Origin of the sequence: Chamaesiphon sp. VAR_69_metabat_338 (assembly GCF_031423935.1) — a bacterium.
Taxonomy (GTDB): domain Bacteria; phylum Cyanobacteriota; class Cyanobacteriia; order Cyanobacteriales; family Chamaesiphonaceae; genus Chamaesiphon.
In genome coordinates this window covers 1-2,713 of the sequence record NZ_JANPGM010000637.1, presented here as the reverse complement: position 1 = coordinate 2,713, position 2,713 = coordinate 1, and the positions used below count along the sequence as shown (strand labels likewise).

Sequence of the window (2,713 nt, the reverse complement as noted above, 5' to 3'; positions counted from 1 at the left end):
CAAAAGAATTATTTAGATCGAGCATGAGAAATCGGGGGGTATTTAGTAGTTAATTAGTTCGATTAATTAACATCTGGACTGGCGATTGATGTGGCAGCTTCAAAAGACCTAGCTGCCAACAACCGCACATCGCAAAACAAGCATCAAACTGACCGAGCGTCTATAGCGTCGCTCGAAATTAAGCTGCATTCCACAGCTCGCGAACGCCATCTTCGGGCAACCAACTCTCAATTTCAGCAATTCGCTCTGCCGAAAGCTCGCGCTTCGTCGCCGTAAATACGGCTTTGACCGCATGTTTGCGCTGACCGTCTTCGTCTTCGGGACTGCGTTCCAAGCCGCCTTCATTAGCCGCCCGAAAGAAGAAGCGATCGGAATCGATCTTAAAAATGCCAGGGCCTTGCCACGGTGGCCGTACCCGACTCAAAAACGCCACAATCGGATTGCTATCTTGCCACAGATCCGTCACTTCCATTTGGAGTGCCTTCTCATCAGTCGGCATCGCTGCCTCATGTAGCTCCTCAGCAACTCGATCTGCCGCTTCGGTAGTCATCAAATCCCGCATAATCCGAAACACGACTTCCGTAAAATCTCTAGCATCGTAAGGGTCGGCAAAACCACCCTCGACCATCACATACTCCAGAAACGATCGATCTCGATCGGCAAACACCGCACGCGGATCTTCAATCTCCGTCGGATCGATTTCCGGCGTCCGCTGTCTGGTTTCATCAGCATTAACGGCTGGCTCATCCACCCCCGATCGAGGAGCTTCAATCTCCGCCGCCGCCTTCGTCGTAGTTTTATCTACCATAGTTATTTCCGATCCGCATTCGATCGAGCTTGCTTTCTTTTCTAATAAGAGTTTACGCAAGCCCCAGCAGTGGCACATCCTTCAATAGGTAGAGACTGACTTTAAGAAAAGCACAGATATTCTGGCTCGTTGTGAATCTGTAGGGGTGGGTTTATGCTAGCAACTATCGCTAAACTTCATAAACTGCAAACGAACCCACCCTCCCCCGCCAATAAATATCGATCGTTCGGGGGTAGAGTGGGTAATTCAGGAATGATGACATCCGATTTATTGTTGGTGGGGAGGGCGGGTTTGTACGATGGTTGTCGTTACTGGCAACATTAATCGCATAAACCCGCCCCTACAGATCTGGCGGGTCGATCGAGATTTCGATGGACTACCCTCAATCTACTGCGCCGCAGCGCGCTCCATCTGCATCATCTTCATCTCCGCAGCTTCCGCCTCAACCGAAGCCGTCCCCGGCACCGGACGCGTCCAGAACCGATGCTCCTTAATCGCATTCACAAACTCAGTCGCAAAACCAGCCAGATCCGCCACATCGCGACTGGCAACCACACCCAACTGAGTGCTGATTTTACCATTCACCTGCGAGGCATCGATCCCCTTTAGATCCGCCTGCATCAGCAAGTCCACACCCTCGCCAGAACCCGCGATCGGTTTGAAATGCTTGAACGCCTCATGAATAAAGGTCAACGGCTCGCCGTGCGCCTTGAGAGCCTCAACACTCTTAGCTCCGCCCGGTACATACACCGCATCGTACAGCACCGAAGCCGCAGTCAAGAAAGTCTTATCGACTTCAATTTGACCACCGTCAGCAGTCGCGATCGTGCCGCCCGTTTTAGAGACGATCTCCGTCGAGATTTTCATCGCACTCAGCGCGTGCTTGAGCGTCGCCAACTGCGCGCCATCGACGCCATCGGCAGCTAAGATTGCCACCTTACGACCCTTAGCAGTCTTAGTCGTATGCTCTTGGCTCAGAGCCGCTGATTTTTGACCGTGATTTTCGCTGACGGGTGCCGTTGGTGCGGGCATGCCCAACCCGATGGCAACGCGCTTAGCTAACTCGTGGTCTACTTGGTTAAAGCGATCGAGCATCCGTTGTTTAACCTCCATCTGGGGCACTTTACCCAATTCAAAGTGAGCGGCTTCGACTAAACGGTCTTTTTCACCTTTAGAAAGGCTATTCCAGAACAGGGTCGCTTGAGCGAAGTGCTCGCCAAAACTCGGGCTACGTTCGCGCACCTTATGGCCTTCTACCCGCTCTGGGTAGGTCACAGCACCGCCTTCCTCGGGTTTAACTGGCGCGGGGAGATTATCACCGAGCGAGTTGGGTGAGTAGTTGACGCGGCTGGTTTTGATATCCATCTGCATCCGTCCGTCTTGGTTGTTATTGCTAAACGGGCAAACGGGACGGTTGATCGGCAAGTGAACGAAATTGGGGCTGCCCAGACGATGTAATTGAGTATCGTGGTAGGACATCAGCCGTCCTTGCAGGAGCGGGTCGTCGCTAAAGTCAATCCCTGGCACCACATTCGAGGGCTGATAAGCAACTTGCTCGGTTTCGGCAAAGAAGTTATCGGGGTTGCGATCGAGTACCATTTTACCGATCGGTTGGACTGGTACCAATTCTTCGGGAATCAGTTTAGTAGAATCCAAAATATCGAAGTCAAACTTGTGCTCGTCGGCTTCGGGGATAATTTGCACCCCTAGCTCGTACTCTGGATAGTTGCCTTTGTCGATCGATTCCCACAACGTCCGGCGGTGGAAGTCGGGATCTTTACCGGCAATCTTTTGAGCTTCATCGAAGACATTGGAATGGACACCCGCCATCGGCTTCCAGTGATATTTGATAAAATGGGATGTGCCTTCAGCATTCACCCACCGGAAGGTATGGATGCCAAAACC

Annotated in this window: 2 protein-coding genes; both read right to left on the bottom strand. The window is 52.1% G+C overall.

The annotated features are described in order from the left end of the window. Positions 1-178: 178 nt before the first annotated feature. Positions 179-808, bottom strand: a complete 630-nt coding sequence (locus RMO84_RS17615; protein ID WP_310489740.1) for a DUF2267 domain-containing protein — start codon at positions 806-808, stop codon at positions 179-181. A 387-nt stretch (positions 809-1,195) separates the two neighbouring features. Further along, a partial coding sequence (locus RMO84_RS17610) for a catalase (RefSeq protein WP_310489739.1) occupies positions 1,196-2,713 on the bottom strand: 1,518 nt, incomplete at its 5' end.

Bases quoted from the DNA above. Each gene is read 5' to 3' on its own strand.
- RMO84_RS17615 (WP_310489740.1), bottom strand. From the start codon at position 808: ATGGTAGATAAAACTACGACGAAGGCGGCGGCGGAGATTGAAGCTCCT.